At 68.5% G+C, this 8,688-nt stretch carries 10 protein-coding genes and 1 pseudogene; 1 reads left to right on the top strand and 10 read right to left on the bottom strand.

All coding sequences use genetic code 11. From position 1 onward, the window contains the following. The 7 genes from RMO12_RS14415 to RMO12_RS14445 all read right to left on the bottom strand — a co-directional run. A partial coding sequence (locus RMO12_RS14415; RefSeq protein WP_309639817.1) for an ATP-binding cassette domain-containing protein occupies positions 1–426 on the bottom strand: 426 nt, incomplete at its 3' end. Beyond that, positions 423–1,913, bottom strand: a complete 1,491-nt coding sequence (locus RMO12_RS14420) for an alpha/beta fold hydrolase (protein WP_309639818.1) — start codon at positions 1,911–1,913, stop codon at positions 423–425. The genes RMO12_RS14415 and RMO12_RS14420, both read right to left, overlap by 4 nt. Positions 1,914–2,026: 113 nt before the next feature. After that, positions 2,027–2,794, bottom strand: coding sequence for a TSUP family transporter (locus tag RMO12_RS14425; RefSeq protein ID WP_309639819.1), 768 nt, complete (start codon positions 2,792–2,794; stop codon positions 2,027–2,029). Positions 2,795–3,037: 243 nt separating this feature from the next. Then, on the bottom strand, positions 3,038–4,702 hold the full coding sequence (locus tag RMO12_RS14430; RefSeq protein ID WP_309639820.1) for a GMC family oxidoreductase N-terminal domain-containing protein: 1,665 nt from the start codon (positions 4,700–4,702) through the stop codon (positions 3,038–3,040). Positions 4,703–4,811: 109 nt separating this feature from the next. Beyond that, positions 4,812–4,994 carry a hypothetical protein gene (locus RMO12_RS14435; protein ID WP_309639821.1) on the bottom strand — a complete coding sequence of 61 codons (183 nt, stop codon included), beginning with the start codon at positions 4,992–4,994 and terminating at the stop codon, positions 4,812–4,814. Beyond that, positions 4,988–5,131: a hypothetical protein gene (locus tag RMO12_RS14440; RefSeq protein ID WP_309625482.1), complete on the bottom strand. Its 144-nt coding sequence runs from the start codon at positions 5,129–5,131 to the stop codon at positions 4,988–4,990. Before RMO12_RS14440 ends, RMO12_RS14435 begins: the two co-directional genes overlap by 7 nt. Positions 5,132–5,167: 36 nt before the next feature. Continuing rightward, entirely contained in the window at positions 5,168–5,947 is a 780-nt protein-coding gene (locus RMO12_RS14445; protein ID WP_309625481.1) for a helical backbone metal receptor, read from the bottom strand. A gap of 181 nt (positions 5,948–6,128) precedes the next feature. Here RMO12_RS14445 and RMO12_RS14450 point away from each other — a divergent pair, with 181 nt between their 5' ends. Beyond that, on the top strand, positions 6,129–6,647 hold the full coding sequence (locus tag RMO12_RS14450) for an RNA-binding protein (protein ID WP_309639822.1): 519 nt from the start codon (positions 6,129–6,131) through the stop codon (positions 6,645–6,647). Positions 6,648–6,752: 105 nt separating this feature from the next. Here the strand turns inward: RMO12_RS14450 and RMO12_RS14455 are convergent. From RMO12_RS14455 to RMO12_RS14465, 3 genes and pseudogenes are all read right to left on the bottom strand, one after another. Further along, a pseudogene (locus RMO12_RS14455) lies at positions 6,753–7,527 on the bottom strand (SDR family oxidoreductase). Positions 7,528–7,531: 4 nt separating this feature from the next. After that, positions 7,532–8,224 (bottom strand): LPS export ABC transporter periplasmic protein LptC, encoded by a 693-nt coding sequence (gene lptC / locus RMO12_RS14460; RefSeq protein WP_309625479.1) that lies wholly within the window; start codon positions 8,222–8,224, stop codon positions 7,532–7,534. Between the two features lie 82 nt (positions 8,225–8,306). Further along, positions 8,307–8,688, bottom strand: a 382-nt coding sequence (locus RMO12_RS14465) for an HAD hydrolase family protein (protein ID WP_309639823.1), incomplete at its 5' end; no start/stop codon positions are given.

The raw sequence follows: 8,688 nt of genomic DNA on the forward strand, positions 1-8,688 counted from the left end.
GGTGCGGCGGTCGAGCAGCAGCTTGAAGGCCAGCATCTCGGCCAAAAACTCAGCCCGCGCCTCGGCCTGGTCACGGCCCAGACCCTGCAACGCGCCGTAATAAACGTTGTTCTCGCGCGCGGTCAGCCGCGGGTACAGCCCGCGCGCGTCGCTGAGCACGCCCATGCGACGCAGCGCCCGCTGCGGCTCGCGCCGGGCGTCGATGCCGTCGACCTCGATGCTGCCGCCGTCGGCCTCGATCAAGCCGGCCACCATGCGCAACGTGGTGGTCTTGCCGGCGCCGTTAGGCCCGAGCAGACCGGTGATACGGCCATCGCCCGCGACGAAACTCACCTGCTCGACCGCCACCACCGGCGCCGCGCGCTCACGCCGCCAGCCGCGTGCCGGCACGGTAAAGCGCTTGTGCACGGCGTCGACGCGGATCACCGCGGTGCTCCGGCCGGCAACACCGCTGCGGCGCGCGCCGGCTCGAAAGCCGGGGGTCGCGGCAGCCCGGCCAGGCAGGCCACGTCGACGGCCAGCGCCTCTGCGTGGGTCGACGCATCGATGAAGCGTTGCAGCACGTCGCGCGCACAGCCGATGCTCATCACGCCGTGGCCGGCGTTGGCCACCACCACATGGCGCGCACGAGCGCCGAGCGCCTGGGTCACCCGTTCGCCATGGCGCGGCGGCGTCACCGGGTCGAGGCCGCCGCTGAAGACGAGCACTGGCGCAGCGCTGGGGCCGATCGTGTAATACGCCGGCTCGACGGCGCCGCGCGGCCAGTCGCGACAGAGTTCGGCATAGGGCCGCGCAAAGGCTTGGGCGAACACGTTCGACGCGGGCACCTGCGTCTTCTGCAGCATCCACAACGGATAGTCCTCGGCGCACACCACCGAGAAATGCATGCCTTCGGCAATGCGCGTCGCGCGCACGCCGCCGCCCAGGCTGGTGGCCAAGCCGAACAGCGGCATGGCGCGCCCGGCCGCAGCTTCGTCGATGGCGAACGGCAGCGCCGAAGCGAGCGCCGGTGCATAAAGCGGCCCGCGCACGGCCGCGCCCAGCGTCTCGGCTGTAAGCGTGATCGACGTCGGCTCCCCGCTGGCTGGATCGGCGACGCTGAACTCGCGTGGCAGGGAGTCGAGCAGGCCCTGCCAGCGCGCCCGCAGGTCGGGGCGGCGCCTGTTGCAGGCCGGGTCGTGCTCGCAATCGGAGAACAGGGCTTCGAGCGCATGGTGAACGTCGGTCGCCATGCTGGCGGGCAGCACCATGTCGGGCGGCGCCACACCATCGAGCACCGCGCGGCGCACGCGCCCCGGATAAAGACGCAGGTATTCGAGCGCCGCGCGCGTGCCGTAGGAGGCACCCACCAGGTTGATCTGCGGCGCGCCGAGCGCCTCGCGAACCGCATCGACGTCGGCCATCGCGATCGTCGTCGTGTAGAAGCGCAGGTCGCCGTGCGGCAGCGCCTGAAGCCGGGTGCGGCAGGCGCGCAGGCGCTGGATGGCGCGCGCGCTGTCGAGACGCTCCGCCAGCGACAGCGATTCGTCGCTTTCGCAGACCAGCGGCGCCGAGCGACCGGTGCCGCGCTGGTCGATCAGCACCAGGTCACGGCGGTTGTTCAACCGCTGTAGCAGCGCCAGCATGTTGCCGGCCAACGAAACAGCGCTTTGTCCCGGGCCACCAGCCAGCACGAACACCGGGTCGGGATGTTTACTGCGTGCGGCGGCCGGGATGACCGCGTAGTGCAGCTCGATCGTCGGGCCGCTCGGTCGGGCCGGGTCGAGGGGCCGCGTCAACCGGCCGCACAGTAGCTCGTGCCTGAGTGCGCCGAGTCGGCAGGCCCGCAGCGTTTCGCTGGCCGGCGCAGCGCTTGCCATCGGCAGCGCCAGCACCGTGGCGAACAGGACGACCAATACCGAAAGGGCCTTCATCCGCGCGCATTGTGCGCGAGCGTCGTGGCGGTCGGCATGGCGCGCACGAGCTCTTGCCAATGAGCAGCAGGCAGCGTCGAGGTGCCCTCCTTCGCGCCGCCCCCCGCGTCATGTCAGCGCAGGAACGCGTCGTAGCCGGTCTTGGCGATCAGCGCCGCGACGACCAGCATGAATATGACCCGCACGAAGCCGGCCCCGTGCTGCAGCGCCAGGCGTGTGCCGAACAGACTGCCGGCGACGTTGGCCACCGCCATTACCGTCGCCAGGTGCCACCACACATGGCCCTTCCAGGCAAAAGCGGCGATCGCGGCGACATTGGTGGCCGTGTTGAGCAGCTTGGCGCTGGCGCTGGCATGCAGGAAGTCATACCCGAGGCAGCGCACGAACAGGAAGACGAAGAAGCTGCCGGTGCCGGGGCCGAAGAAGCCGTCGTAAAAGCCGATCACGGCGCCGATCCCACACGCCCAGGCGGCCTCGATGTGGCCGGCATGGCGCGGCGCATGCAAACGACCGAGGTCCTTCCTGGCCAGCGTGTAGATCAACACGACCAGCAACACCAGCGGCAGAGCGCGCCGCAAGCTGTCGGCGCTGAACGCAGTGACGCTCCAAGCCCCGGCGAAGCTGCCCACAAGGGCGGCGGCGGCGGCCGGCAGCAGCGCATGCCAGGGCAGGGTGACGCGGCGCGCGTACTGAAGCGTCGCCCATGCTGTGCCCCAGACCGCCGCACCCTTGTTGGTGCCGAACAGTGTGGCCGGCGCTGCGCCCGGAAAAACGCCGAACAGGGCCGGCACCAGGATCAGACCGCCGCCGCCGACGATGGCATCGACGAAGCCGGCGAACAACGAGGCAAGCGCAATGATGGCAAGGTCAAGGTCGAGCATGCCGAGCGCGCTTCAAAAACAAAAGAGCGCCGGGGGTACCGGCGCTCTCCAGGCGCGGGCTGGTAGGCCCGCGTCGTGCTTGTTTACTTGTCATCATTGCGGCGGTCATGCGATGGCCCGCGCGTCTTTGCTTGTCTCCTCGAACCCCGCGTGACGGGGTTGGCCCGATGCGAGTGGGCGGACTTTAGGTAGCGCGTCCAGACCTCGCATCGGGGTTTTCCTTCGCCGAGCTGGCGTGCGACATCAGCGCCGGTGCCCGTGTTCGGCACGGACCCAGGCCGCCGCGCGCTCCGCGATCATCAAGGTGGGGCTGTTGGTGTTGCCGCTGGTGATGGTCGGCATGACGCTGGCGTCGACCACCCGCAGCCCGCAGATCCAGCCGCCGGGGCCGCGCACGCGCAGCCGCGCGTCGACCACCGCCGCTTCATCGTCCGCGCGCCCCATCTTGCAGGTGCCCACCGGGTGGAAGATGGTGGTGCCGATGTCGCCGGCCAGCTGCGCCAGCTCTTCGTCGCTCTGAAACTGTGGCCCGGGCTTGATCTCCCTGGGTCGGTACTTCGCGAGCGCCGGCTGCGCCGCAATGCGCCGTGTCACGCGCAGGCTGTCTGCGGCGACCTGCCGATCCTCGGGCGTGGACAGGTAGTGCGGCGCGATCGCCGGGGCGTCCCCGGCGCGTGGGCTGGTGATGTGGACCGTGCCCCGGCTGCCCGGATTGAGATTGCAGACGCTGGCGGTGAAGGCATCGAAGGTATGCAATGGTTCGCCGAACGCCTCGAGGCTGAGCGGCTGCACGTGGTACTCCAGGTTGGGCCATTCGCGCTCCGGCGATGACCGGGTAAAGGCGCCCAGTTGCGATGGCGCCATGCTCATCGGGCCGGTGCGCCTGAGGGCGTACTCCAGCCCGATCAGGCTCCTGCCCCAAAACGAGGCGGCCCGGGTGTTGAGCGTCAGGCCACGCCGCTTGGGGCCTTCGACGCCGAACACGGCGCGGATCTGCAGATGGTCCTGGAGATTTTCGCCGACACCGGGCAGATCGTGATGAACCGCGATGCCGTGGCGGGCCAGCAGCGGCGCCGGCCCGAGGCCCGAGAGCTGCAAGATCTGGGGCGATCCGATCGCGCCGGCACTGAGCAGCACTTCGCCCGTTGTGCGAGCAGTCTCTACTCCATGCGCCGTCGTCACTTCGCAGCCGCTGCAGCGCAGGCTGCCGTCGTCGTTGCGCTCGATGAGCAGCCGCGTCACCTGGGCGCCGGTCCACATCTCGAAGTTCATGCGGCCATAGCAGGTCGGGCGCAGGAAAGCCTTGGCGGTATTCCAGCGCCAGCCGGCGCGCTGGTTGACCTCGAAGTAGCCCACGCCTTCGTTGTTGCCGCGGTTGAAGTCGCTGCAGGCCGGAATACCGGCCTGCTGGGCCGCTTCGGCAAACGCTTCGAGCACGTCCCAGTGCAGACGCTGCTTCTCGACGCGCCATTCGCCGCCCGCGCCGTGCATCGCGTCGGCCCCACCGTGGTGGTCTTCGTGCTGCTTGAAAAACGGCAGGCAGGCGTCCCACCGCCAAGCTTCGTCGCCGCTGAGCGCGGCCCACTGGTCGTAGTCGCGCGATTGCCCGCGCATGTAAATCATGCCGTTGATGCTGGAGCAGCCGCCCAGCACTTTGCCGCGCGGATAGCGCAGTGAGCGGCCGTTCAGGCCCGGGTCGGGCTCGGTTTGGTAGAGCCAGTCGGTGCGCGGATTGCCGATGCAGTGCAGATAGCCGACCGGAATGTGCACCCAGTGATAGTCGTCGCGTCCGCCGGCCTCGATCAGCAGCACGCTCTTGCGCGGGTCAGCGCTCAGGCGGTTGGCCAGCAAGCAACCGGCCGTTCCGCCGCCGATGATGATGTGGTCGAAAGTGTTGTCGTCTGTCATTGACTATTGACCTACCCCGAGCTGGCCGCAGCGAGCACCGGGAACAGTTTGGACCGCCATGGCAGCGAGGACGAGCCCCCTCAGGCGGATCATGATGTTGACGCCGGCCTCATGGTGGGCGGGCCGGTGAGCACGTCCCTCCCGGCTGGTCTCGGCGGGCCGGACGTTGAGCAATCTGCAACGAGCTGATCAGCAGCGGCATGCCGCCACCGACGATCTGGAACGACGCGATGCTAATGCCGAAGAACTTGATGATCCTCAGGCCCGTCAGCGCACTGACTGCGATCACCATGAAGGCACTGAGGCGCTCACTCGGATGGTGCGCTGCCACTCGGCGCGGCCAAAAGACTGCGTAAAACTGATGGGAAACGGGATCGCGCCGATCGGGTTCACGATCGCCAGCATGGCGATCAGCCGCTTGAGGTCCATTGCCGGGATTCTGCCGCCCGGCGCGCGCTTGCCGATTCAGGGCGAACCGGCGAGTGCGCGCAGGTAGCGAAGGCCGGCAACGGCGCGCGGGCCATACCAACTGATCAACTCGCCGTCGACAGGCTGAACGCGGGCACCGGGGCACAGCGCCTGTGCTTCGGCGAAATGCGCCGCATCAAAGCAATAGGGTTCGCTGCTCAGCAACACCCGGTCCACACCCGCCAGCCAGGGCGCCCCCATCGCCACGACCGGATAGCGCGATGCGCCGCAAGGCCCGCCCGCGATCGGGGGCTGCGTCTGCCAGCCGACCGTAGCGAGCATCCGTGCGATGTAGGTGTCGCGCGCCACCGTCATCCACGGGTCACGCCAGATCAGGTAGAGCACGCGCTGCGGCTCCCAGTGGCCGGCGGCGCACAGTCCCAGCTCCTGCGTCAGCTCGGCTCGCAGAGCCGCGGCGCGCTCGGCCACGCCCGGTTCATCGGCGAATGCGTGCGCAAGCTGATCGATCAGCTCCAGGTTGTCGCGCGGGCCGCACGGGTGGGTCACGATCACATGCGGCACGAAGGCGCTCAGGGCGTCGGCCGTCTCCCGCCGGTTTTCGTCGATATTGAGCAGCACGTGGCTCGGCGCCAGGCGGCGCAGCTTGGCCAGGTTCACGTCCTTGGTGCCACCGACCTTCGGCACCGACGCCACCGCGTCGGCCGGGTGAACACAAAAACCGGTGCGCGCCACGAGACGAGGCCCCAGGCCGAGCGCCACCAGCAGCTCAGTGAGGCTCGGTACCAAGCTGGCAATGCGCGCAGACTCGGCGCTCATGCGCGGACGGCGCCGATACAACACTCCCGCTTGCATCGCGCACCCAAACTCACAGGTTCACACATAATGACTTGGCGTGGTTGGATGCGGCGCCTTTTCTGGTTCGGTTCCAACAGGTCGAGGCTCCACAGACGTTCGGGGTACCGCGGTACCGTTTACAGAGAATGAAAGGCGCTCTCCCATGGGCAATAAGCTCTATGTAGGCAATCTGGCCTACGGTGTACGTGACGATGAACTCCAGCAGGCGTTCGGCGAGTTTGGCACAGTGACCTCGGCCAAGGTCATGATGGATCGTGACACCGGCCGCTCGAAAGGCTTCGGCTTCGTCGAGATGGGCACCGATGCCGAGGCCCAGGCTGCCATCGAAGGCATGAACGGGCAGTCGATGTCAGGTCGTGCCATCGTCGTGAACGAAGCCCGCCCCCGTGAGGAGCGTCCGGGTGGCTTTCGCGGTCCCTACGGCGGTGGCGGTGGTGGCGGCGCAGGTGGTGGTGGCTACGGCGGTGGTGGCTCGACCGGTGGTGGCTACGGCGGTGGCGGCGGCCGCAGCGGCGGTGGTGGTGGCTACGGCGGTGGTGGCTCAACCGGCGGCGGCGGTGGGCGCAGCGGCGGCGGTGGTGGCTACGGCGGTGGTGGCGGCGGTGGACGCAGCGGTGGTGGCGGCTACGGCGGCAGCGGCGGTGGCCGCGGCGGCTACTGAGCTAATCGTTTGAACCCGGCCCTCGCGCCGGACCTTGCTGAATGGCAGGGTGGCGAGCAAGCGGTGGTGCTTTGCGGCCCACCGCTTTTTTCTTGATCACTGCGGTTACTCAACCTGTCGCTTCTTGCGGCTGCGACCGGCCAGCAAGCGGTGAACAGCACGTTGGGCAGCAAGCGCGAGAGTTTGGCCACAATCCCCATCTGCTACGGTATGACCCGGTAGCTTGACCTTGCCTCGATGGCGCGGAAAGCTCGCTCGGCGAATGCCTCGGGTGTGAGCAGGAACGGCATCCCGTAGCGGTTGCCGGCGGTCAGCGGCGTGGCGACGTAGCCAGGCACCAGCGTCACGACGCGCAACGCGAAAGGCCGACATTCTCCGCGCAGGCTTTCACAGTAGCTCACGACTGCGACCTTGCTGGCGCAATAGGCCCATGGCCGGGCAAGCCGCGAATCGCCGCGACGCTCGCCACGCCGACGAGGGTGCCGCGACGCAATTCGCGCATCGGCTTCAAGAACGGTTGGAAGGTGGCTGCCATGCCGAAATTGTTTGTCTCGAAGGTGGCGCGAATCACCTCGAGGTCTCGTGCTTCGTCGGTGTCGACACCGACGCTGATGCCGGCATTGGCGATCACCACGGCCGGCAGTCCCTGGCACTCCAGGCAGTCACGATCCGCCGCGGTGATGGCTGACATGTCACGCACGGCGGCGCCGTAAACCTCCCAGCGCTCGGCGGGCCCGCCTCGAGCGCGGCACCAAACCTCGATCTTGCCCGCGCGCCGCGCCACCAGGGCCAGCCGCCAGCCGGCCGCCGCAAAGTGCGCGGCGAGTGCCTGACCGATGCCGCTGGAGGCGCCGGTAATGAACACAAAAGGCACGGCCATTGCTCTACCTCGGTACCGGTCGCAACTCACCGGTGACGCGGCCGCCCAAGCGACCACTGCGGTCGTTGTGGTTGTAGTCAATGTTGCCGGCGCGTGTCTCGCCCCGCTCGGTCACCACGGTCACCGGCAGGTGCGAGCGCACTCGCTCGGTTTCGGTGAACAGCTCGAGGAACTCGCCGCGTATTTCGACGCGAGCACTCGGCGCCTCGTCGGGCCCGGGCTCGCGCACCACGCGTGCGTTGCCGCTCAGGCGCACCTGCGTACCGTCGCCATTGCTGAGCGCGCGTCGCGCCATGCCGAGCGTGACGCGACCGCGCTCGTCGAGCGCACGCAGCCGCACCCCCTCGACTTCGAGGGTATCGGTGTCCGGGTAATGGACCAGCACGTCGCCCTCGAGGCGCGAGCGCAAGGCGCCGTTCTGGCCATAACTACTGAGGGCAAAACCACGCATGGTGTAGTCGGGCTCATGTCGCGGTGCCGCGACCTGGCGAGCATCGCCGGGAAGCGGCGAATTCTTTACCAGCCACCAGCTCGCTGCGGCCAGCACGGCCATGAACAGCACCGGCAAGGCGTTCACCGTCTGCGCCCAGGCGCGCGCACTCCACGGACCTTTGAGTGCGGCCATCGTGCTGCTGCGTGGCGTCAGCGGTGCCAGCTCGCTGAACGGTGCGTCCTCGCCAACGTCGCGCTCGCTCATGGGCGCACGACGAGCGCCACGGGAAGGCCCTCGAATGTGGGCGCTGCGTTGCTCGTTTCGCTTGCAGCGGCGCAACGCCAGCTCATGCCGGCGCGGCGGCACTGCCGTCGTCGAGCGTTGTCAGATGCCCTTGCAGCAGCGCTGCATAGCGGCCAGAGGCCACCAGCAGCAGATCACAGAATTCGCGCGCCGCGCCGTGCCCTCCGGCCGACCCGGTGACGTGATCAACGATCGCTCGCACCTCGATGTGCGCGTTGGCCGGCGCCGCCGCGAAGCCGGCTCGGGCGAGCAGGGGCAGGTCGGGCCAGTCGTCGCCAATGACCGCGATCTGGGGCCATTCCAGACCCAGCAGCGACCGGATGGATTCGCCGGCGCTGAGCTTGTCGTTTGCCCCATAGATCGCGTGCGCTATGCCAAGGTCGGCGACTCGGCGGCGCACCGCCCCCGGGTCGCGCCCCGTGATA

Origin of the sequence: Methylibium sp., assembly GCF_031393925.1 — a bacterium.
Taxonomy (GTDB): domain Bacteria; phylum Pseudomonadota; class Gammaproteobacteria; order Burkholderiales; family Burkholderiaceae_C; genus Methylibium.